Raw genomic sequence first — 20557 nt, forward strand, 5'->3', positions numbered from 1 at the left:
CGCCTGCTGACCCGGGGCCTCGCCGAGGCAGTCGTCAGTCGGCGCGGCCCTGGCTCGACGCGGCGAAGTTGACACTGATGCGCGGCCCGGTCGGCGAAGTCTGCTTGGGGACGCAGTGCCTCCAGTCCGACTGGCAGCGCCCGCCCATCACGATCAGGTCGCCGGCGAGCGGGCGGAACGTCGAGCTGGGACCTCCATCTGCCGGCCGGATGAGGAACCGGCGACTCGCGCCGAGGCTCAGGACCGGCACCACGCACTCGCGCCGTCGCGTCGAGGCGCCGTCTCCGTGCCATCCGGTGCTGTCGCGGTTGTCGCGGTAGAGGTTGACCCACAGGTGGTCGTAGGTCACGCCGTAGTGCGAGGTGAGTGCCTGCGCCGCCTCCAGCAGGAGGGCCGGCGCGGTCGCCAGGTCGTCGTACTGCGCCGTCAGCCGTGGCTCGACCGTCCGCTCGCCGTACATCCAACGACGGCGCTGCTCCCACGCCCCGCCTTGGAGCAGCTCGTCGAAGAGGCTGTCGGCGCCCGTGAGCCAGCTCGGCACGTGCTCGACCCACGAGTGCTCGTCGAGCCTCACCCGGTGAGCGGTCGCGAAGCTCTCGTCGACACCCGGAACGCCCGGGCGTCCGTCGTCGCCGAACAACGGCAGAGCGGTGTCGGTCACGACACCATCACTACCCGACGCCACCGACAGCGGCATCCGGGCGCGGGATCCTCCTGGGCGCCATTGGACCGTGCGGTGTGGGGGGACTGATGTGGACGAGCCCCATCCGCCGACCGCCTAGGCTCGAGTGATGACGTCCACCCTCGAGCCCCTCTCGGCCGCAGAGGTCTACCTGCTCGGGCTCGAGCCCCGGCGCACGCGCCGGTGGGGCCGGCTCGTCGCCGGCGCGCTCGACCTGTGGTGCGCCACCACGGGTGGACGGTTCGAGCTGACCGGCGAGGGGTACGTCGTGGTGCGGCTGCGCAGCGACGGCGCGCTCGAGCTGCGACTGCCGGTGGGCGGTGCGGAGGCTGCGGCCGAGCTGATGGGCATCCTGCGCCACCAGCTCGACACGATGGCACCGGACGAGTTCCGCCTCGCCTGGGGTCTGGGCTAGCCGAGCGGCCGCCGGAAGACGAATCGTCGGAACAGGTAGAAGCGCGCGCCGAGTCCGAGCGCGAGGCCGATCACGTTGGCCGCGATGTTGTCCGACACCGGGTCGTCGAGACCCAGCACGTCGCGACTGACGACCAGGCACGCGATCGGCAGCGACATGGTGACCAGGTTGATCAGGACGTACGCCACCCGTCCGCCGTCCGCCTGACGTGGCGGGCGGTCCCTGAACGCCCAGCTCCTGGCGCCGCGGTAGCTGATCACCATGCCCACGGTGTTGGCCAGGACGTACGCAAGGACCGGTCGATCGCTGAGGAGCGCGCGGTCCCCGGCGCCCCAGCCGTGCACCAGCCCGTTGAAGAGGACGAAGGCGACGACCGTGGCCACGCCGCCCACCGTGAGGAAGCGACCCAGCTCGGCCAGCACGCGCTGGTGGCGGCTTCCGACGAGGATCGAGGCGGATGCCGCGTCGCGCGCCGACGGAACCGACTCCCGCCTCACGGCCGCGGGGGAGGGGACGGTGGCACGCACATCAGGGCTGAACGCCAGCGACCGGGGACTATTCCCCGTGTCGCGCGAATCACGGACCACTCCGTGGGAGAGCTGTTCCACGAAGGCGCAGAAGACTCCCCCGGGGTCTCGGGTCCCCGGGGGAGTCAGAGCCGCCTGTCAGAATCGAACTGACGACCTAGTCATTACGAGTGACTCGCTCTACCGACTGAGCTAAGGCGGCAAGGCCCTCGAGCCGTGCTCGGAGGACCGCGAGAGAGTATACGGAGCGTCGAGGCGGGACTGAAATCACCGGGTGCGTGGTTGGGTTCGAGGTAGGAACCCCACCCCACCAGAGGAGACACGATGCCCACTCGCACTGCACGCACCGCTTGGAACGGCGGGCTCCAGGACGGCTCCGGCCAGGTCGAGCTGACCAGCTCCGGCGTCGGGACCTACGACGTCTCGTTCCCCAAGCGCGCGGCGGAGGACGCCGGCGGCACGACGAGCCCCGAGGAGCTCATCGCGGCCGCGCACTCCTCCTGCTACGCCATGCAGTTCTCGGCGCTCATCGCCGAGGCCGGCGGCACGCCGCAGGCGCTCGAGGTCACCGCCGACGTCTCGCTCGGTGAGGACAAGGAGGCCGGCGGCTTCAAGCTCACCGGCATCAAGCTCACCGTCCGCGGCGAGGTCGAGGGGCTCGACGACGCCGGCTTCAAGGAGGCTGCCGAGAAGGCCAAGGCCGGCTGCCCGGTCAGCAAGGCGCTCACCGGCGTCGACATCACGCTCGACGCCGCTCTGGAGTCCTGAGCCAGCGAAGCCCTTGGTTTCGACACGCTCGCTGGCGCTCGCTGCTCAACCAGCGGGCGCCAGCGGGTCTGCTCGACCAGCGGGCGTCAGCAGGTCGTCCCGTCGTCGGGGACTGTCCCGTCCACCAGGTAGTCCTCGACGACGGCGTTGATGCAGTCGTTGCCGGCGTTGTAGGCCGTGTGGCCGTCACCGTCGCGCGTGACGAGCACGCCGGAGTCGAGCTGCGCGGAGAGCGCCTCGGCCCACTTCAACGGCGTCGCCGGGTCGCGCGTCGTACCGAGCACGAGGATCGGAGCGGCCCCCGCCCCGCGGATGTCGAGCGGCTCCTCGCTCGAGGTGACCGCGACCCCGCGGCAGCCGGTCATCCCCCACGCGAAGACGTCGCCGAAGGTGGGCGAGGCCTGCTCGAACTCCCCGAAGAGCGAGGGAACCTTCGCGAACGGCACCGACGTCGGGTCGTCGAGGCAGTTGATGGCGTAGTTGGCCTCGATCGAGTTGTCGCTGTAGGACCCGCCGCTGGTGCGTGAGGAGTACGCGTCCGCGAGCTGCATCAGCGCCGACCCCTGGCCGTCGATCGCCGAGCCGAGCGCGGTGCTCAGCAGGAACCAGTAGTCGCGGTTGTAGAGCGGCGCGATGATCCCGTAGAACGCGTTGCCGACGGTCAGCTCACGGTCCCCGGCCGGCAGCGGCTCCTCCTCGATCGAGTCGAGGAGGTCGCTGATCGTGGTGAGGCCCTCGTCGACGGTGTCGCCGAGGAAGCAGTTGTCGGTGGAGTCGAGGCAGTTCTGCACGTAGGCGCGCAGCGCGGTCTCGAAGCCGGCGGCCTGGTCGAGCGCCGCGGACTTCGCGTCGAGCGAGACGTCGACGGCGCCGTCGAGCACGAAGCGGCCGACCCGATCGGGGAACAACTCGGCGTAGGTCGCGCCCAGCTTGGTGCCGTACGACGCACCGAAGTAGGTCAGCTGCTCCTCGCCGAGCGCCGAGCGCAGGACGTCCATGTCGCGCGCCGCCTCGATCGTGGTGACGTGGCCGATGATCGCGTCGCTGTTGGCCACGCAGTCGGCGCCGTAGGACATCACGCCGGCGCGGTAGTCGGCGACCTCCGCGGGGGTGTCCGGGGTCGGGTCGCCGGCCAGGTAGGCGTCGAGCTGGGCGTCGGTCAGGCAGTCGACCGGGTCGGACCGGCCGGTGCCACGCGGGTCGAAGCCGACGACGTCGTAGCCCTGCAGGACCGGCTCGCGGAAGACGCGGCCGGCCAGGGAGGCGTACGTCGTCCCGGGTGCGCCGGGGCCGCCCGGGTTCACCACCAGGGAGCCGATGCGCTTGCCGGTGGCGGGCACCCGCAGCAGGTTGAGCTCGAAGGTCTCGCCCTGCGGGTCGGCGTAGTCGATCGGCACGGTCAGGGTGCCGCAGTCCTGGTCGGCGTTGGCCTCGCACGGCTGCCAGTCGATGCGCTGGGCGTAGAGGTCGGCCAGGTCGGACGCGGGCGCCTCGGTGACCGACGCGGGCGGCGCGGTCGTCGGCGACGGGGTGGGCGTGGGGCGGGGAGCGTCGGTCGAACCGCCCTGGAACGACAGTCCCACGGCGACGACGGTGACGAGGACCACCGCCAGCACGACCAGCAGGGCCAGGACCTTCTTCATCATCGAGGTGTCACCGATGTCCTCCGGGCAGTCGCAGGGCGACGGCCATCGACTCGAGCGCCAGCAGCGGCGGCACGTTGAACTCCAGCATCTGGTCGCGGGCGGTGAAGATCGCGTCGATCATCCGCAGCAGCTCGTCGGGCGAGGCGGCACGGGCGACGACCTGCACGTCGGCGCGCAGCTCCTCGTTGACCAGCTGTCCCGGCGCCCCGACGGACAGGGCGATCGCGTCGCGGTAGACCGAGACGAGGTCCATCAGGGCGCGGTCGATCACGTCGAGCACGCGGCGCTTGGCCTTCTGCTTCTGCAGCTTCTCCAGCCCGCTGAGCGCGGCCTTGTAGGAGCGGCTGGCGAGGTCCTTGCGCTCGCTGCCGAAGATCGCCTGGAGCTCACCGAGCTCGCGCTTCTCGGCGTCCGCGGTGATCGCCTCGGTCTCCTCCTTGGCGAGGTCGGCGAGGTTGGTCGCCGCCGTCATGCAGGCGCCGAGGGTCGTCAGCCGGGCCGGGATGCTGACCACCTCGCGCCGGCGCGAGCGGGTGTCCTCGTCGAGCGCCAGCGCGCGCGCCCGGCCGATGTGGCCCTGGCTGGCACGCGCCGCGAAGCTGGCGATCGTCTCGGAGACCCCGTCGTTGCGGGCCAGGAAGCGGGCCACGTCCTCGGTGCCGGGCGTCGCGAGGGTCAGCGTGCGACAGCGTGAGCGGATCGTCGGCAGGACGTCCTGCACCGTCGGCGCGCACAGCAGCCACACCGTCTTCGGCGTCGGCTCCTCGATGGCCTTGAGCAGCGCGTTTCCGGTGCGGGGGTTCTCCGGCGTGCCGAGGCGGTCGGCGTCCTCGATCACGACGATCTGCCAGCGCCCGATCGACGGGAACTTCGCCGCCGACTGCACCAGGTCGCGCATGTCGTTGACGTAGAGCACCGACGTCTCGGACCGCACCCAGGTGATGTCGGGGTGCGAGCCCTTCATCCCGAGCCGGCACGCCTCGCAGTGACCGCACCCGCTCTGCGTCTCGCACTGGAGCGCGGTGGCGAAGGCGCGTGCGACGTTGGAGCGGCCGGACCCGGGCGGACCGGTGACCAGCCACGCGTGGGTCATGCCGTGCCCGGCGGCGGCCTCCTTGAGCAGCTCGATCGTGGGGCGCTGCCCGACCAGGTCGTCCCACACGGAGGTGGTCGTCGTCGTCATCGGCCCTCCAGCATCGGCTCGATCCGCACCCGGACGGCGGAGGCGATCTCGTCGATCGGAGCACGCGCGTCCAGGACGACGTAGTGGTCGGGGTCGGCGGCGGCGAGGTCGAGGAAGCCCTGCCGCACGCGCTGGTGGAACTCCAGCGACTGCCCCTCGATCCGGTCGCGCTCCTCGAACCGTCCGAGCCCGGTCTCGGGCTCGAGGTCGAGCACGACGGTGAGGTGGGGACGCAGGTCGCCGGTGGCCCAGCGGGCGACGGCCTCGACCTCGGCGACGTCGAGGGTGCGGCCGGCGCCTTGGTAGGCCAGCGTCGAGTCGACGTAGCGATCGGTGATGACGACCTCGTCGCGCGCGAGTGCCGGCAGCACGACGTGGTCGACGTGCTCGGCCTTGTCAGCGGCGTAGAGCAACGCCTCCGTGCGGTCGGACAGATGGCCCGTGGCCGGGTCGAGGACGATCCGGCGCAGCTCCTTGCCGACCGGGGTGTCGCCGGGCTCGAAGGTCAGCAGGACCGTCTCTCCGCGCTCGACGAGCCAGTCGCGGAGCAGGCGCGACTGGGTCGACTTGCCTGCCCCCTCGCCGCCCTCGAAGCAGACGAAGAGGCCTGCCTCGGAGTAGACGCCGGCGCTCATCCGGTGGTCCTCACGGGCTGAACCCTACGGGTCGGGCCTGACAGCGAGTCAGACGCGGCGCACCTTGATCACGCGCTTGGCCAGCACCTTCTTCGAACCCGGCGCCGTGAGCTCGATGCGGACCTTCACGACCCGGCCGACCCGCAGCCTGCCGAGGCCCTTCCTGGTCAGCTTCACCGTGACCTTCGACTTCTTGCCCGCCTTGATCCCGTAGGACTTCGCCTTCGCCAACGCCTTGCCGCCCTTGGCCAGCTCCACCGTGAGCCTGCCGGCGCACGCGGCCCCCTTCGCGCACCTCACCGGCACGGTGAGCCTGCCCTTGCGGATCGGCGTGACGCCCTTGACGGCGGGCAGGGCACCGACGACGGCCGTCGTACCGCCCCCACCCCCGCCGCCACCCGGCGGGATCATGGTGACGCCGTCGCCGAGGTCGACGTTGGTCGTGCCGAGCTGGTCGGTGGTCACCCGCACGATCGAGTTGTTCTTGGCGTCGGTGAACCAGATAGCGCCGTCGGGCCCGAAGGTCAGCGACGTGGGCTCGTAGTTGCCGACCGAGCTGATCGCGCCGACACCGTTGGCCGCGATGTGCCCGATGCCGGGAGCCGCGCCCCGGTTGGTGAACCACATCTGCCGGTCGGGCCCCATGACCAGGTCCTGCGGCGCGGAGCGCGAGCCGGTCGACCAGATCTGCGTGCCCCCGCTGGCCGCGTCGAGGTAGCCGATCGAGCCCCGCGAGGGGCTGGTCAGGCTGCCGTCGGTGCTGCTGCGGGTGAACCAGATCGATCCGACCGGCCCGGCCGCCAGGCCCATGGGGTACGTCGCGTCGCTCGGCAGCGGGTAGGTGACGCCGCCTGCCGCGTCGGCGTTCACGCGCGTGATCGTGTCCTGGCCCTCGGCCGAACCGCCCTGGCACCACATCGCGCCGTCGGCGGCCTCACCGAGGACGTCGTCGCACGCCGGGGCGTTCGGGGACTCGGTCAGGGCGCCGGTCGGACCCAGCTTGACCACGAACGACCGGTCGTAGTTCATGGAGATCCACGCGGTGTTGTCGGGGCCGACCCGGATCTCGCCCGCGTAGGGGCAGACGTCGAAGACGCAGGGGTCGTCGGCCGGGAATCGCCAGTTGTTGAGCACCACTCCGGCCGGCGAGAGCCGTACGACGTTCTCGCCGTGCTCCGTCGTCACCCACACCACCCCGTCGGGTCCGACGTCGAGGCCCTTGGCGGGGTTGTCGACGCTCGAGTCCGTCGCCGGGAGCGGGAACTCCTGGATCGCACCGGAGGTGGTGATGCGGCCGACCTTGTTGGCCCCGCGCTCGAGGAACCACATGCTGCCGTCGGGCGCGGTGGTGATCCGCCCGAGGTTCGCGGCGCTCGTCGGCACGGGGAACACGTTGACCGCGGCGTGCGCGGGCGTCGTACCGACCACGACGAGGAGCGGGCTCACGAGGAGCGCGAGGGTGGCGAGCAGGGCTGTGCGAGCGCGGGTCATCGGGTCACTTTCGTCCGCGGCGACGCGTGCCTCCCATGACCACGCGTCCGGCCGTGCTTGACACCTCACCAGTTCGGAGCGGTTTCAAACACGGACCATCGGATGAACTGCCGCCCTCGAGCCAGGTCGCCGCCGAGGACCCGGGCACGTCGTGTGGCGATCCGGCGGTCAGGACCGCCGCAACGTCACACGTCCCGCGAGGTCAGGCCTTCTTGGCGGTCGTCTTCTTGGCGGTCGTCTTCTTGGCGGTCGTCTTCTTGGCCGCGGTCTTCTTCGCTGCGGTCTTCTTGGCGGTCGTCTTCTTCGCGGCGGTCTTCTTGGCCGGGGCCTTCTTCGCGCCCTTCTTGGCCGCCTTCTTGGCAGGACCGCGCTCGCGACGCTCGGCGAGGAGCTCGGCCGCGCGCTCGAGGGTGATCGACTCGACGGTGTCGTCCTTGCGGAGCGTGGCGTTGTACTCGCCGTCGGTGACGTACTCGCCGAAGCGACCCGCCTTCACGATGACCGGCTGGCCGGAGACCGGGTCGTTGCCGAGCTCCTTGAGCGGCGGGGTGGCCGCGCCGCGACCGCGCTGCTTGGGCTGGGCGTAGATCGCCTTGGCCTGGTCGAGCGTGATGTCGAAGATCTGGTCCTCGCTGGTGAGCGAGCGGGAGTCGGTGCCCTTCTTCAGGTAGGGCCCGTAGCGACCGTTCTGCGCGGTGATCTCGGTGCCGTCCTCATCGGTGCCGACGACGCGCGGCAGGTCGAGCAGCTGGACCGCCTGCTCGAGCGAGACGGTGTCGAGCGTCATCGACTTGAAGAGCGAGCCGGTGCGCGGCTTGGCCGACTTGGGCGCGTCCTCGGGCAGGAGCTCGGTGACGTAGGGACCGAACCGGCCGTTCTTGGCCACGATCTGCAGGCCGGTGTCGGGGTGCGCACCCACGACCTGCTCCTCGCCGGCCGGGTTGGCCAGCAGCTCCTTGGCCATCGCCACGGTGAGCTCGTCGGGCGGCAGGTCGTCGGGCACGTTGGCGCGCACCGGGGCACCGTCGCCGTCCTCGGACGGGGGGCCCTCGACGTACGGGCCGTAGCGACCCACCCGCAGGTTGATCCCGTCCTCGGGCGTGCCGATCGGGAAGGTCGCCATCTCCTTGGCGTCGATGTCGCCGAGCTCGGTCACGAGCGTCTTGAGGCCGACGATCTCGCCGGCGCCGTAGTAGAACTCGCCGAGCTCGGTGGCACGGTCCTTGCGACCGCCCGCGATCTCGTCGAGGACGTCCTCCATCGACGCGGTGAACTCGTAGGAGACCTGCCGCGGGAAGTGCTCCTCGAGCAGCCGGACCACCGAGAACGCCAACCAGGCCGGGACGAGGGCGGTGCCCTTCTTGTAGACGTAGCCGCGGTTGAGGATGGTGCCGATGATCGAGGCGTACGTCGAGGGGCGGCCGATCTCGCGGTCCTCGAGCTCCTTGATGAGGGTCGCCTCGGTGTAGCGCGCGGGCGGCTTGGTCTCGTGGCCCTCGGGGCTGAGCGTCGCGGCGGAGACGGTGGCGCCCTGCACCAGGTTGGGCAGCCGGGTCTCGGCGTCGTCCTTGCGCTTGGAGGCGTCGTCGATGTCCTCGACGTAGGCCTTGAGGAAGCCGTGGAAGGTGATCGTGCGACCGCTCGCGCTGAAGACGACGTCGCGGCCGTCGGCGGCGGCGCCACCGATGCGGATGGTGACCGAGTTGCCGACCGCGTCCTTCATCTGGGAGGCGACGGTGCGCATCCAGATCAGCTCGTAGAGGCGGAACTGCTCGCCGGACAGCCCGGTCTGCGCGGGCGTGCGGAACGAGTCGCCGGCGGGGCGGATCGCCTCGTGGGCCTCCTGCGCGTTCTTCACCTTCGAGGTGTAGGTGCGCGGCGAGTCCGGGACGTACTCGGCTCCGTAGAGCTCGCGCACCTGGTCGCGGGCCGCGCCGATGGCGGCACCCGACAGCGTCGTCGAGTCCGTACGCATGTAGGTGATGAAGCCGTTCTCGTAGAGCCGCTGCGCGACCGACATCGTCACGCTCGCGCTCATGCCGAGCTTGCGGCTCGCCTCCTGCTGGAGGGTGGTCGTGCGGAAGGGGGCGTACGGCGAGCGGCGGTAGGGCTTGGACTCGACCGAGCGCACGTCGTACGTCGTGTCGGCGAGGCCGGCGGCCAGCGACTCGGCGTCGGCGCGGCTGAGGTGGACGCGCTCCGCCCGAGAAGAAGAGCCGAGCCCCTTCAGCTCGCCGGTGTTGTCGAAGTCGGCGCCGCGGGCGACACGGACGTCGTCGACGGAGTGCAGCTTGGCCGGGAACATGCGCGGGTCGTGGCCGGTGCCGGCGTCGAAGGTCGCGTCGAGGTCCCAGTAGGAGGCGACGCGGAACTTCATCCGGTCGCGCTCGCGGTCGACGACCAGCCGGGTGGCGACCGACTGGACGCGGCCGGCGGACAGGCCGGACATGACCTTCTTCCACAGCACCGGGGAGACCTCGTAGCCGTAGAGGCGGTCGAGGATGCGACGCGCCTCCTGGGCCTCGACGAGGTCGTCGTTGATCTCGCGGGGGTTCTCGACCGCGGCGAGGATCGCGGGCTTGGTGATCTCGTGGAAGACCATCCGGTGGACCGGCAGGCCCTTCGGCGGCTTCAGCTCGTCGAGGAGGTGCCAGGCGATCGCCTCGCCCTCGCGGTCCTCATCGGTGGCGAGGTAGAGGGCGTCGGCGTCCTTGACCAGCTTCTTCAGCTTGGCGATGTGGCTCTTCTTGTCGCGCGGCACGACGTAGTAGGGCTCGAACCCGTTGTCGACGTCGACAGCGAGCCGGCCCCACGGCTTGTCCTTGATCTTGGCCGGGGTGTCCGCGGCGTTGTTGGGCAGGTCGCGGATGTGACCGATCGAGGACTCGACGACGTAGTCCTTGCCCAGGTAGCCGCCGATGGTGCGGGCCTTGGCAGGCGACTCGACGATGACGAGCTTTGCCACAGTTGTTGCTCCTCTATTTGCTTCCGGCGCCGCAACCGTAGCGCCACATCCCGAGATGACCAGCCCTGGTGGTCGGCCGCTTCCCCTGTCGTCCCACCGTGGACCACGTCCACCTTGGTACCCGAATCGTGCCCGGAGCGGTCCAGACCGGGCCGATTTCCGTCCACAGGCAGGCCACATCGGGCGTCGTCCACAGGGCGCCCCGCCTGCACGGGGCCGGTGTCGGGGGGTCGCGTCGAGCGTGGGTGTCCCGACCCCGACACCTCCTCGACACCCCTCGAGACCTCCAGGAGCCCTCCGATGCACGAAGACCGCTGGCACATGCACCTCGACGACGAGCCCCACCCCTCCGGCGGCCGCCTCTGGGGTGAGCCGCCCCTGCTGGCCGGCGGCGGTCGGGTGAGCCACCTAGTCTTCCTCGACGGCCGGCTGGTCGACGCCTGGACCGACGACCCGTCGGACACCCCCTACGACGCCCTGGCCCGGCAGTACGACGCCGAGCGGACGCCGCAGGTCGTGCGGTCGCCCCCGCCGCCACCACGCCACCAGCAGGTGCTCGCCTGGCTCGACGGGATCGCCGGCGGGCGCGAGGCGCTGCTCGCGCTGGCGCCTGATCCCGCCAAGCCCCTGCTGCGCGAGGTGCTAGACCCGGTCGCCGACGAGCCGTGGCTCGTGGTCGACGAGCTCGTGGCCGACGTGTGCGAGGAGCTCCTCTCGCCCGACCTCGAGGCTCCGCTGAGGCGGTGCCTGCTCCTGCTCCACGCGAAGGCACCGTGGCTGCCCGAGCGGCTGGCACCCGACCGGGTCGCCGCCGGGATCGTGTGGCTGGTCGGCAAGGCCAACGCCGCGATCGGGCCTGCCGGGCCGGTGACCCAGGTGAGCATCGCCTCCCGCCTGGGTGTCTCCTCGCTCGGCACCCACGGTGGAGCGGTCTGCGGCCACGTCCGCCGGGTCGGCTGGCCGTCGTCCCGTCCGTGGCCGCACGCCTACCCCGAGCTCTACGCGACCGGCCGTGCGGAGCTGCTGACCGCGTCGGTCGTGGACGACCTCGTGCTGATGCGCGACCAGGCGCTCGCGGAGCGAGACCGTGACGTCAGCTGACCTCGAGGAAGCCCTCGCCCACCAGCTCGCGCACGACGGGCAGGTAGGTCTCCTGCAGATCGGCGACGTCGCGCTCGAGCAGGGCACCCAGCGCGCCGAGGAGCTGGTCGACGGACAGGTCCCCGTCGCAGGCACCGAGGAAGGCCGCCTCGACCGTGTCGGCGGTGCGCGCCCGACGGAAGCCGCGCTGCTGCCGCAGGACGATCGCCTCGGGGTCCTCAGCCCCCGGACGACCGACCGTCTCCTGCTGGACGTCCTCGCGGGCCCGCAGGGTGGTGGCGAGCAGCTCCTCGTCGCCCAGCCCCCGCAGGTCGGCGACGGCGTCGCCCCACGCACGGATGGCCGGGCCGACCGGCTGCTCGACGTCGTAGGGCCACTCGAGGAGCTCGTGGGTGCCTCCCCCCGCCGTCGCGCTGTTCCCGAGGCGGACGTTGATCCAGCCGAAGCCGACGCCCTCGATGCCGGTCTCCTCCAGCCAGGAGAGCCAGGTGTCGTAGCGCTGGGCGTAGTCGGGGCCGCCGTGGTGCCCGCTGTCCTTGAGCCAGAGCTCGACGTAGGCCGCCGGGTCGAGCGTCTCGCGCTGCACGACCAGTGCGTCGCAGTCGTCGCGCAGCCACGAGCCCAGCCGCTCGTCCCAGGGCCGTTCCTTGACGATCGCCCAGTTGGCGAGCACCTGGAGCCAGCCGCCGTCGGTCAGGTGGTCGGGTCCGGTTCTGACGATGTGCTCGACCACGCGGTCGCCGGGGAGGCCGGAGTCGCGGTAGACCAAGCGCTCGCCGGTGGCCGGCGAGATGACGAACGGCGGGTTGGTCGCGATGAGGTCGAAGCGCTCGCCGGCGACGGGCTCGAAGAACGAGCCGTCCCGCACCTCGACCTCGGCCGGCACCTCGTTGAGGGCAGCGTTGAGCCGGGTCATCCAGAGGGCGCGGGTGTTGACGTCGGTCGCGACGACCCGGCCGGAGTGCGCGGCCAGGTGCAGCGCCTGCACGCCGCAGCCGGTGCCGAGGTCGAGGGCCGAGGCGACCGGCTCGCGCATGGTCAGCTGGGCCAGGCTCGTCGAGGCGCTCGAGATGCCGAGCACGTGGTCCGAGCCGACCGCGACGGGCGTGCCGTCGAGCCCGGGCGTGAGGTCCGAGACCACCCACAGGTCCTGGTCGTCGGCGGCGTAGGGCCGGCAGTCCATGCGGGCCGCGACCTCGCTGACGCTCTGCTCGAGGAGGCCGGCGTTGCAGAGGCGGTCGACCAACCCGGGCAGCGCCCGGTCGGCGTCGTCGCGCGCCACGGTGGTCTGCAGCAGGAACAGGCGGACCAGCGTGTCGAGCGGGCCGCCCGACGTCGTGCGCCGCAGGGCGGGCAGGGTCTCGTTGCGACCGAGCGCGCGGTGCGCCTCCTCCCCGATGGCGTCGGCCACGCGGTCGTAGGTGAAGTCGGCGGCGAGCAGGGCGTCACGCAGGGGCCCGGCGAGGTCGAGGTCGGACGGCATGGGTCCAGCCTCGCAGACAGCCGTGCCACGATGGTTCGGTGCTCGAGCGACCGCCGGACGTCAGCGACGACGAGGTCCTCGCCGTCGTGCGCCGACACTGGGAGCCGCGCGCCGAGGCCGTCGAGCACCTGCCGGTCGGGTGGGGTGCGCACCACTGGCGGGTGGACGTCGCCGGCGAAGCGGTCCTGTTCCTCACGCTCGACCCCGACCTGCCCCGCCACACGCACGCCTCGCTCGAGGCGGCCTACGCCTCGGCTGCCGCCCTGCCGCTCGACTTCGTGTGGCCGAGCGTCCCCACCGTCGACGGTGCGTACGCCGTGCCCGTCGGCGCGCGGACGGCGAGCGCCACCCGATGGCTGGACGGCACTCGTCCGGAGGCCTCGGTCGACGAGCTGCCCGACCTCCTGGCCGAGCTGCACGCGACCCCGCCGCCGGCGACGGCCCGGTCGTGGGCGAGCGAGATCGACCCCGACCTCCCCCACCACCTCCGCGACCTGCTCCAGCAGCCGTGGGACGCACCCCTCGGCCCCGCCGCGCGCGAGCTCGTCGTGGACCACCTGTCCCAGGTGGGCGGCTGGGTGCGCGAGCACGCCCGACTGCTCGGCCTCCTCGACCCGGCGACGTACGTCGTCACCCACGGCGAGCCGCACGTCCGCAACCAGTGGATCGCCCGTGGCCGGACCTGGCTGATCGACTGGGAGTCCCTGGTCCTCGCGCCGCGCGAGCGCGACCTCGCGACGCTGGTGCACGAGGGCCGCGACGTCGACCACGACCCGCAGGTCGTGCGGCTGTTCGACCTCGAGTGGCGGCTCTCGGAGATCTGGTCGTTCGCCCAGTGGCTGCAGGGTCCGCACGCCGGTGACACCGACGACCACACCGCGCTCGGCGGCCTGACCGAGGAGCTCACCCGCCCGCACTTCGGCGATCGCTGAGGGTCGTAGGGCTGAGATGACGTGATGGCGGCCGGTTGCCGGAGCAACCGACCGCCATCACGTTGCAGGCGGTACGCCGGTCAGACCGTGGAGGCCGCCGGCGCGTCGTCGGAGATGACGACCTCGCGGCGCTTCGAGATCACCACCGCGACGGTGATGATCGCGACCGCCACGAGGGCGATGACGATGCGGAGGGCGTCGTTCTCGTCCTTGCCGACGCTCATCGAGACGATGGCGCTCGCGATGAGCAGCGAGACCAGGTTCATCACCTTGATGAGCGGGTTGATGGCCGGGCCGGCGGTGTCCTTGAACGGGTCGCCGACGGTGTCGCCGATGACGGTGGCCTCGTGGGCGGGAGAGCCCTTGCCGCCGTGGTTGCCGTCCTCGACCAGCTTCTTGGCGTTGTCCCAGGCGCCACCCGCGTTGGCCAGGAAGACGGCCATCAGGGTGCCGGTGCCGATCGCGCCGGCGAGGAAGCCCGCGAGCGCCGTGACTCCGAGGCCGAAGCCGACGGCGACCGGGGCCATCACGGCCAGGATGCCGGGCGTGATCAGCTCGCGGAGCGAGTCGCGCGTCACGATGTCGACGACCTTGCCGTACTCCGGACGACCCGTGCCCTCCATGATCCCGGGGATGTCGCGGAACTGGCGGCGCACCTCCATCACGACCGCGCCGGCAGCGCGGGCGACCGCGTTGATGGCGAGCCCCGAGAAGAGGAAGACCACGGCTGCACCGAGCAGCACGCCGACGAGGACGGCCGGGTTGAAGACCTCGAAGCTGAGCAGTCCGGCCTCCTCGAGCGTCGGCTGCGCCTCGACGAGCGCCTCGGCCACCGAGGTGGCGTACGACCCGAACAGCGCCGTCGCGGCGAGCACGGCCGTCGCGATCGCGATGCCCTTGGTGATGGCCTTGGTGGTGTTGCCGACGGCGTCGAGCTCGGTGAGGATCTGCGCGCCCTCCTCGCTGACGTCGCCGGACATCTCGGCGATGCCCTGGGCGTTGTCGGAGACCGGGCCGAAGGTGTCCATCGCGACGATGACGCCGACGGTGGTCAGCAGGCCGCAGCCGGCGAGCGCCACGGCGAACAGCGACACCGTGAGGGTCGCGCCACCGAGCAGGTAGGCACCGAAGACGGCGGCACCGATGACGAGCGTCGTGTAGACCGCCGACTCGAAGCCGACGCTCAGGCCGGCGAGGATCACCGTGGCCGGACCCGTCAGCGACGTCTTGCCGACGTCCTTGACCGGGCGGTACTCGGTGCCGGTGTAGTAGCCGGTCAGCGCGAGGATGCCCGCAGCCATCACGATGCCGATGACGACGGCGGCGCTGGCGATGAAGCGCGGGTCGCCGTCGATCGCGGCGAAGTCCGGACCGAAGTCGGCGAACGAGCCGGGCAGGTAGACGTAGGACAGGATCACCGACGCGACCGCACCGATCGCGGCGGAGATGTAGAACGCGCGGTTGATGGTGGTGAGGCCGTTCTCACCGGGCTTCGGCTTGGTGATGTAGATGCCGACGACCGCGGTGAGCGCGCCGATCGCGGGGATCAGCAGCGGGAAGACCAGGCCCTTGTCGCCGAAGGCGGCGGCGCCCAGGATCAGCGCGGCGACCAGCGTGACGGCGTACGACTCGAACAGGTCCGCGGCCATCCCGGCGCAGTCACCGACGTTGTCGCCCACGTTGTCCGCGATGGTCGCGGCGTTGCGCGGGTCGTCCTCGGGGATGCCCTGCTCGACCTTGCCGACGAGGTCGGCACCGACGTCGGCGGCCTTGGTGAAGATGCCGCCGCCGACCCGCATGAACATGGCGAGCAGCGCGGCACCGAAGCCGAAGCCCTCGAGCACGTGCGGCGCCTCGTCCTTGAACAGGAGCACGACGACGCTGGCGCCGAGGAGGCCGAGGCCGACCGTCGCCATGCCGACGAAGGCGCCCGTGCGGAAGCCGATCGTCATGGCCGGGTCGCGGCCCTCGGTCTCGGCAGCGGCCGCGACGCGCAGGTTCGCGCGCACGGCGAGGCTCATCCCGAGGTAGCCGATGGCGGCGGAGAAGCCGGCACCGACCAGGAAGAAGACGGAGCGGCCGATGCGGACGGTGACGTCATCGGCAGGCAGGGCGAAGAGGATCACGAACGCGACAGCGGCGAAGATCCCGAGAGTGCGGAACTGCCGCTGCAGGTAGGCGTTGGCGCCCTCCTGGACGGCTTGAGCGATGGTCTTCATGTTGTCGGTGCCCTCGCCCGCGGCGAGCACCTGCGACCGGAACATCGCGGCCATCCCGAGTGCGGCGAGCGCAATCAGGGCGACAACGACGACCAGGACGAGGTTCCCGCCCTCGAGCTCCGGCTTCACGACTGCGGGCAGCATCCCCGTCATGCGCGTCCTCCTAGGACTTGGCCAAGTTCATGAACGCGCCGGAGTCTACGCAGAAGTGACCCAGATCACGGGAGGGGGTGACCTACACCACACGCGGTCTGCAGGTCCGGGCATGAAGAAACCCCTCCGGGGCTCGTCCTGGGGACGGCCGGAGGGGTGGTGGGAGGTGGATCAGGCGCCGGGCGCGAGGCCGATCGAGTCGTGGATGACGAAGACCTTGGCCAGGCCGGTGATCCGGAAGATCTTGAGGAGCCGCTCCTGCGTGCAGACGAGGTCGAGCGAGCCGTCGTGGGCGCGGACCTTCTTCAGGCCGCCCACCAGCACGCCGAGCCCGGTGGAGTCGAGGAACTCGACGGACTCGAGGTCGACCACGATGTCGTAGGTGCCGGCACCGACCAGCTCGGTGATGCAGTCGCGCAGCTTGGGGGCGGTGTAGACATCGATCTCGCCACCGACGGACACGATGGCACGACCATCCACCTCGCGTGTCGCAAGGGTGAGATCCACGACTGCTTCCCCGGTCCCCGAACTCGTTCGGACAGTGCGGCGGGGGCGCGAGACGCGCCCCCCTTCATTCCGGGTGGTATCAAACCACGTCGCCCCGGGTTTCGCAGGACTCCCCAACAGTTCCCCGCGTGGGGTCACCGCTTCCGGGGAGGTGGACCCGCGGTCGGTGGCCTTTGCCAGACTTCGGCGGGTGAGCCCGCCCCACCCGCACGCCTCGACTTCCGTCGATGCGCTCGTCCGACGTCTCTCGGAGGTCCCCGGGCGCGAGGACCGGCTCCGCCACCTCGAGGTGCTCCCCGCACGCGACGCCGTCCACGAGGACTGGCCCGACTGGGTCCCGGACGACGTGCGCGGTGCGTTCGCGGCCCAGGGCGTGGCGCGACCGTGGCGGCACCAGGTCGTCGCCGCGGACGCGGCCCACGCGGGTGACCACGTGATCGTCGCGACGGGCACCGCGTCCGGGAAGTCGCTGGCCTACCAGCTGCCGGGCCTGTCGGCGATCCGCGCCGCTCGCGGCCCGCGCGGCGAGCGCGGCGCGGCCGTGCTCTACCTCGCCCCCACCAAGGCGCTGGCGCACGACCAGCTCGCCGGGTTGTCGTCGCTCGGCCTCGACGTGCGCCTCGCCGCGCACGACGGGGACAGCTCGCACGAGGAGCGCGACTGGACGCGCGACTTCGGGGAGTACGTCCTCACCAATCCCGACATGCTCCACCGCTCGCTCCTCCCTTCCCACCACCGGTGGTCTCGGCTGCTGGGGTCGTTGCAGTACGTCGTCGTCGACGAGTGCCACCACTACCGGGGCGTCTTCGGCGCGCACGTCTCGCACGTCCTGCGGCGGCTGCGTCGGGTGTGTGCGATGTACGGCGCCCACCCGACGTTCGTGCTCGCGTCGGCCACCGTGGCGGAGCCGGAGGTGACGGCCTCGCGGCTCACGGGGCTCGACGTCGTGGCACTCACCCGCGACGACTCGCCCCGCGGCACCGTGTCCGTCCTGCTCTGGGAGCCGCCCTTCACGTCGTACGCCGGCGAGAACGGCGCCCCGGTGCGGCGCGCGGCGTCGTCGGAGGTGGCCGACCTGCTCGCCGACCTGGTCGCCGAGGACGTCCGGACCCTGGCGTTCATCCGCTCGCGCCGGGGCGCGGAGCAGGTGGCCCTGACCGCCTCCGAGCTGCTTGCCGAGATCGACCGATCGCTCCCGGACAAGGTCGCGGCCTACCGCGGTGGCTACCTGCCCGAGGAGCGCCGTGCTCTCGAGGCGGCGCTGCGGCGGGGCGACCTCGTGGGGCTCGCGGCCACCAACGCCCTCGAGCTCGGCATCGACATCAGCGGTCTCGACGCCGTGCTGATCGCCGGGTTCCCCGGGACCCGCGCGGCCTTCTGGCAGCAGGTGGGCCGGGCCGGTCGAGGCAGCCAGGACGCGCTCGGGGTCCTGGTCGCCAAGGACGACCCGCTCGACACCTACCTGGTGACGCACCCGGAGATGCTGATCGGGGCGCCGGTCGAGGCGTCGGTCTTCGACCCCTCGAACCCGCACGTCATGGGCCCGCACCTCTGCGCAGCAGCGCAGGAGTCCCCGCTGACCGAGGCCGACCTGCCGCTCTTCGGTCCGACGGCCCGCACGGTCGTCGACGAGCTCGTCCGCCTGGGGCTGCTCCGTGTGCGGCCGCGCGGGTGGTTCTGGACCGACCGCTCGCGCGCGGCCGACCTCGCCGACATCCGGTCGGCCGGCGGGTCGGCCGTGCAGCTGATCGAGGCGGACACCGGGCGCGTGGTCGGCACCGTCGACGCCAGCGGGGCTCACAACCAGGCACACGCCGGCGCGGTCTACGTGCACCAGGGCGAGACCTGGCTCGTGGAGAGCCTCGACCTCGAGCACCACGTGGCCGCGATGCGCCGCGACGAGCCGTCGTACAGCACCACGGCGCGCGAGGTCACCGACATCGGCATCGTGTCGACCCGCGAGCGTCGCTCGTGGGGTGGGTGCGAGCTCTCGCTCGGCGAGGTCGACGTGTCCCACCAGGTCGTCTCCTTCCTCAAGCGACGCCAGCCCGGCGGCGAGGTGCTGTCGGAGGAGTCGCTCGACCTCCCGGAGCGCACCCTGCGCACGACGGCGGTGTGGTGGACCGTGCCCGACAACGTGGTCGCCGAGTCGGGGTTGGCGGCCCTCGACGTGCCGGGCGCGGCGCACGCCGCCGAGCACTGCTCGATCGGGCTCCTCCCCCTCTTCGCGACGTGCGACCGCTGGGACATCGGCGGGGTCTCCACCGCCCGCCACGCCGACACGGGGGTGCTGACCGTGTTCGTCTACGACGGCCACCCCGGCGGCGCGGGTTTCGCCGAGCGTGGCTTCCACACCGCCGTCTCGTGGTTGTCGGCCACGCGGGAGGCGATCGCGGGGTGCGAGTGCACGAGCGGATGCCCCTCCTGCATCCAGTCCCCCAAGTGCGGGAACCAGAACAACCCCCTCGACAAGGCCGGTGCGATCTCTTTGCTCGATGCCCTCCTCGCGGGTGCTCCGCGCACGCCCGAAGAGGACTAGATTCGGCACCATGGTCATCATCGGTCTGGGACTCATCATCATCGGCGGCATCGCGATCCTCTCCGCCCTCTTCGTCAGCCAGCCCGGCACCGGTGGCGAGCTGCTCGGCTTCGACGTCACCACGCTCGAGTCGTTCTTCGTCGGCGTGGGCGCCGGTGCTGCCATCCTGTGGGGCTTCGCGATCCTCAAGTGGGGCACCAAGCGCAGCCTCGCGCACCGCAAGGAGCGCAAGGAGCTCAACCAGCTCAACGCCAAGCTCGAGCGGGTCGAGGCCGAGCGACGTGCCGACGGCCACGAGGACCCCGCCTGACGCCTCAGCCGGGCCCGGCCCTCGCCTCGGCGCTCACCCTGACCTCCTGCCACGGGACGTCCGGCCCGGCGACCGACACCTCGACGGTGACCTCGTCGCCCGTCACGACGCACCGGTCCAGGACCGCGTCGTTGCCCGTGGCGACCCGCGCCGCCTCGACGCACGCGTCATCGCTCGTCGTCGCCCCGGCGAGGGCCGCGAGGTCGGCCGCCGCCTGTGCCCGGCGCTGGGCCGTGACCAGGCCTCCGGCGGCACCCAGGCCGAGCATCACGAACATCAGCACGCCCGCCATGGCGACCACCAGCACCGTCGCACCGCCGTCCTCGCCGCGCAGCCGCGTCACGGCTCCTCCACCAGGGCGGTCGCCTCGGCGGACACGGTGACCCCCGGCAGCGCCCCGAGCAGCCCACCCGGCCCCGAGACCCGGGCACTCGTGGTCACGACCACCTGAGCGTCACCCACCGCGATCGAGACCCGTGCGGGGTCCGGCGCGATCCGCAGCGCGACCGCCTCGGCCGAGGTGGGGTCGTCACCCCGGGCGACAGCACGCGCGGCCTCCCGCGACGCGTCGATCACCCGGACCTGGGCGGCGCCGACCGCCAGCATCCAGACGAGCCCGGCCGTCAGCGCCACCAGGAGCGGGATCCCCAGCGCGAGCTCGGCGGTCGCCGCGCCGGCCTGGTCCCGAGCCCGCCTCGCCATCAGCCGATGCCGAGCAGGCCCATGACGTGCTTGAACAGCCGCTCGAGCAGCTGGTCGCCGAAGCTCCCGGTGAGCAGCGTGTAGAGCAGTCCGGCGAACCCGGCGCCGGCCGCGGTGCCGACGGCGTACTCCGCGGTCGTGATGCCCGCCTCGTCGCGCGCGGCGTCCTTCTCCGTCCCGACCTTCTTCGTCCCGACCTTCTTGGTCCCGACCTTCATCGCTTCCCCCTCTCGTCGCGAGGCTCCCGGTGAGCCCCGACGCACCCAGCCTTCGACGAACGACCGACCAGCGCATCCGGG

The 20557-nt window shown here is 71.7% G+C and carries 19 protein-coding genes and 1 tRNA gene; 6 read left to right on the forward strand and 14 right to left on the reverse strand.

All coding sequences use genetic code 11. From position 1 onward, the window contains the following. Window positions 1–34: 34 nt before the first annotated feature. Window positions 35–661 carry an alpha-ketoglutarate-dependent dioxygenase AlkB gene (locus EUA93_RS04825; RefSeq protein WP_165355060.1) on the reverse strand — a complete coding sequence of 209 codons (627 nt, stop codon included), beginning with the start codon at window positions 659–661 and terminating at the stop codon, window positions 35–37. Between the two features lie 130 nt (window positions 662–791). Between EUA93_RS04825 and EUA93_RS04830 the strand changes: the two genes are divergently transcribed. Next, a complete protein-coding gene (locus EUA93_RS04830) occupies window positions 792–1097 on the forward strand; it encodes a hypothetical protein (protein ID WP_129399098.1) in 306 nt (101 codons plus the stop codon). Here the strand turns inward: EUA93_RS04830 and EUA93_RS04835 are convergent. Together EUA93_RS04835 and EUA93_RS04840 are read right to left on the reverse strand one after the other, a co-directional pair. After that, window positions 1094–1594 carry a GtrA family protein gene (locus EUA93_RS04835; RefSeq protein ID WP_165355061.1) on the reverse strand — a complete coding sequence of 167 codons (501 nt, stop codon included), beginning with the start codon at window positions 1592–1594 and terminating at the stop codon, window positions 1094–1096. The two genes, EUA93_RS04830 and EUA93_RS04835, sit on opposite strands and share 4 nt — an antisense overlap. 159 nt (window positions 1595–1753) lie before the next feature. Beyond that, window positions 1754–1826 (reverse strand) — tRNA-Thr (locus EUA93_RS04840). Window positions 1827–1948: 122 nt separating this feature from the next. Between EUA93_RS04840 and EUA93_RS04845 the strand changes: the two genes are divergently transcribed. Beyond that, window positions 1949–2392 (forward strand): OsmC family protein, encoded by a 444-nt coding sequence (locus tag EUA93_RS04845; protein WP_129399100.1) that lies wholly within the window; start codon window positions 1949–1951, stop codon window positions 2390–2392. A gap of 86 nt (window positions 2393–2478) precedes the next feature. Here the strand turns inward: EUA93_RS04845 and EUA93_RS04850 are convergent, their stop codons facing one another. The 5 genes from EUA93_RS04850 to topA form a co-directional block, all read right to left on the reverse strand. Next, window positions 2479–4035, reverse strand: coding sequence for an alpha/beta hydrolase (locus EUA93_RS04850; protein WP_129399101.1), 1557 nt, complete (start codon window positions 4033–4035; stop codon window positions 2479–2481). A gap of 10 nt (window positions 4036–4045) precedes the next feature. Beyond that, the gene (locus tag EUA93_RS04855) at window positions 4046–5221 is read right to left on the reverse strand and encodes a DNA polymerase III subunit delta' (protein ID WP_129399102.1); all 1176 of its coding nucleotides are present in this window, start codon (window positions 5219–5221) and stop codon (window positions 4046–4048) included. Beyond that, window positions 5218–5856 (reverse strand): dTMP kinase, encoded by a 639-nt coding sequence (gene tmk / locus EUA93_RS04860; RefSeq protein WP_129399103.1) that lies wholly within the window; start codon window positions 5854–5856, stop codon window positions 5218–5220. The genes EUA93_RS04855 and tmk overlap by 4 nt, the downstream gene beginning before the upstream one ends. Window positions 5857–5904: 48 nt before the next feature. Beyond that, the gene (locus EUA93_RS04865) at window positions 5905–7347 is read right to left on the reverse strand and encodes a Vgb family protein (protein ID WP_129399104.1); all 1443 of its coding nucleotides are present in this window, start codon (window positions 7345–7347) and stop codon (window positions 5905–5907) included. A 202-nt stretch (window positions 7348–7549) separates the two neighbouring features. Beyond that, window positions 7550–10312, reverse strand: a complete 2763-nt coding sequence (gene topA, locus EUA93_RS04870) for a type I DNA topoisomerase (RefSeq protein ID WP_129399105.1) — start codon at window positions 10310–10312, stop codon at window positions 7550–7552. Between the two features lie 300 nt (window positions 10313–10612). Between topA and EUA93_RS04875 the strand changes: the two genes are divergently transcribed. Further along, window positions 10613–11413 carry a hypothetical protein gene (locus EUA93_RS04875; protein WP_129399106.1) on the forward strand — a complete coding sequence of 267 codons (801 nt, stop codon included), beginning with the start codon at window positions 10613–10615 and terminating at the stop codon, window positions 11411–11413. On the opposite strand, the gene EUA93_RS04880 is transcribed toward EUA93_RS04875, so the two are convergent. Beyond that, entirely contained in the window at window positions 11406–12896 is a 1491-nt protein-coding gene (locus EUA93_RS04880; RefSeq protein ID WP_129399107.1) for a DUF7059 domain-containing protein, read from the reverse strand. The genes EUA93_RS04875 and EUA93_RS04880 overlap by 8 nt on opposite strands. Before the next feature lie 38 nt (window positions 12897–12934). On the opposite strand from EUA93_RS04880, the gene EUA93_RS04885 reads away from it, so the two are divergent. Further along, window positions 12935–13828: a phosphotransferase family protein gene (locus EUA93_RS04885; protein WP_129399108.1), complete on the forward strand. Its 894-nt coding sequence runs from the start codon at window positions 12935–12937 to the stop codon at window positions 13826–13828. 80 nt (window positions 13829–13908) lie between these two features. Here the strand turns inward: EUA93_RS04885 and EUA93_RS04890 are convergent, their stop codons facing one another. After that, window positions 13909–16200, reverse strand: a complete 2292-nt coding sequence (locus tag EUA93_RS04890; RefSeq protein WP_129399109.1) for a sodium-translocating pyrophosphatase — start codon at window positions 16198–16200, stop codon at window positions 13909–13911. Between the two features lie 171 nt (window positions 16201–16371). After that, the gene (locus EUA93_RS04895) at window positions 16372–16707 is read right to left on the reverse strand and encodes an anti-sigma factor antagonist (protein ID WP_129399110.1); all 336 of its coding nucleotides are present in this window, start codon (window positions 16705–16707) and stop codon (window positions 16372–16374) included. Between the two features lie 190 nt (window positions 16708–16897). On the opposite strand from EUA93_RS04895, the gene EUA93_RS04900 reads away from it, so the two are divergent. Together EUA93_RS04900 and EUA93_RS04905 are read left to right on the forward strand one after the other, a co-directional pair. Continuing rightward, window positions 16898–19246, forward strand: coding sequence for a DEAD/DEAH box helicase (locus tag EUA93_RS04900; protein ID WP_242497244.1), 2349 nt, complete (start codon window positions 16898–16900; stop codon window positions 19244–19246). Window positions 19247–19256: 10 nt separating this feature from the next. After that, on the forward strand, window positions 19257–19556 hold the full coding sequence (locus EUA93_RS04905) for a hypothetical protein (protein ID WP_129399112.1): 300 nt from the start codon (window positions 19257–19259) through the stop codon (window positions 19554–19556). A 4-nt stretch (window positions 19557–19560) separates the two neighbouring features. Here EUA93_RS04905 and EUA93_RS04910 read toward each other — a convergent pair whose 3' ends face one another. The 3 genes from EUA93_RS04910 to EUA93_RS04920 are packed head-to-tail and all read right to left on the reverse strand — an operon-like array spanning window position 19561 to window position 20476. Next, a complete protein-coding gene (locus tag EUA93_RS04910; RefSeq protein WP_129399113.1) occupies window positions 19561–19899 on the reverse strand; it encodes an Rv3654c family TadE-like protein in 339 nt (112 codons plus the stop codon). Continuing rightward, window positions 19896–20258 (reverse strand): TadE/TadG family type IV pilus assembly protein, encoded by a 363-nt coding sequence (locus tag EUA93_RS04915; protein WP_129399114.1) that lies wholly within the window; start codon window positions 20256–20258, stop codon window positions 19896–19898. Before EUA93_RS04915 ends, EUA93_RS04910 begins: the two co-directional genes overlap by 4 nt. After that, the gene (locus tag EUA93_RS04920) at window positions 20258–20476 is read right to left on the reverse strand and encodes a DUF4244 domain-containing protein (protein ID WP_129399115.1); all 219 of its coding nucleotides are present in this window, start codon (window positions 20474–20476) and stop codon (window positions 20258–20260) included. The genes EUA93_RS04915 and EUA93_RS04920 overlap by 1 nt, the downstream gene beginning before the upstream one ends. Between the last annotated feature and the right edge of the window lie 81 nt (window positions 20477–20557).

Origin of the sequence: Nocardioides oleivorans (assembly GCF_004137255.1) — a bacterium.
Taxonomy (GTDB): Bacteria; Actinomycetota; Actinomycetes; order Propionibacteriales; family Nocardioidaceae; genus Nocardioides; species Nocardioides oleivorans.

Excerpts from the sequence above, each read along its gene's own strand:
- EUA93_RS04830 (WP_129399098.1), top strand. The coding sequence starts at position 792 with ATGACGTCCACCCTCGAGCCCCTCTCGGCCGCAGAGGTCTACCTGCTC.
- EUA93_RS04845 (WP_129399100.1), top strand. The coding sequence starts at position 1,949 with ATGCCCACTCGCACTGCACGCACCGCTTGGAACGGCGGGCTCCAGGAC.
- EUA93_RS04850 (WP_129399101.1), bottom strand. The coding sequence starts at position 4,035 with ATGAAGAAGGTCCTGGCCCTGCTGGTCGTGCTGGCGGTGGTCCTCGTC.
- EUA93_RS04855 (WP_129399102.1), bottom strand. The coding sequence starts at position 5,221 with ATGACGACGACGACCACCTCCGTGTGGGACGACCTGGTCGGGCAGCGC.
- tmk (WP_129399103.1), bottom strand. The coding sequence starts at position 5,856 with ATGAGCGCCGGCGTCTACTCCGAGGCAGGCCTCTTCGTCTGCTTCGAG.
- EUA93_RS04865 (WP_129399104.1), bottom strand. The coding sequence starts at position 7,347 with ATGACCCGCGCTCGCACAGCCCTGCTCGCCACCCTCGCGCTCCTCGTG.
- EUA93_RS04875 (WP_129399106.1), top strand. The coding sequence starts at position 10,613 with ATGCACGAAGACCGCTGGCACATGCACCTCGACGACGAGCCCCACCCC.
- EUA93_RS04880 (WP_129399107.1), bottom strand. The coding sequence starts at position 12,896 with ATGCCGTCCGACCTCGACCTCGCCGGGCCCCTGCGTGACGCCCTGCTC.
- EUA93_RS04890 (WP_129399109.1), bottom strand. The coding sequence starts at position 16,200 with ATGACGGGGATGCTGCCCGCAGTCGTGAAGCCGGAGCTCGAGGGCGGG.
- EUA93_RS04905 (WP_129399112.1), top strand. The coding sequence starts at position 19,257 with ATGGTCATCATCGGTCTGGGACTCATCATCATCGGCGGCATCGCGATC.
- EUA93_RS04915 (WP_129399114.1), bottom strand. The coding sequence starts at position 20,258 with ATGGCGAGGCGGGCTCGGGACCAGGCCGGCGCGGCGACCGCCGAGCTC.
- EUA93_RS04920 (WP_129399115.1), bottom strand. The coding sequence starts at position 20,476 with ATGAAGGTCGGGACCAAGAAGGTCGGGACGAAGAAGGTCGGGACGGAG.